We start from the raw sequence: 248 nt of genomic DNA on the forward strand, positions 1-248 counted from the left end.
TGAGGATTCCACAATTACAGCCGGTAATTCGTCGCAATTATCCGATGGGGCATCGGCCTGTGTGCTGATGTCGGCGCAAGCTGCTGCCGCGCGGGGGCTGTCGCCGCTGGGAATTTTTCGCGGCATGCAGACAATCGGCTGTGCGCCGGAAGAAATGGGCATCGGCCCTGCACTGGCTATACCGCAACTGCTGAAGCATCACGGTCTGACCATGGATGATATTGATCTGTGGGAGATTAATGAAGCCT

General features: G+C 56.5%; 1 pseudogene. It reads left to right on the forward strand.

The features are described from left to right. Window positions 1-248, forward strand: a pseudogene (locus HBA93_RS22575) (acetyl-CoA C-acyltransferase); the annotation flags it as partial.

Origin of the sequence: Ochrobactrum sp. SFR4 (assembly GCF_019730395.1) — a bacterium.
GTDB lineage: Bacteria > Pseudomonadota > Alphaproteobacteria > Rhizobiales > Rhizobiaceae > Pseudochrobactrum.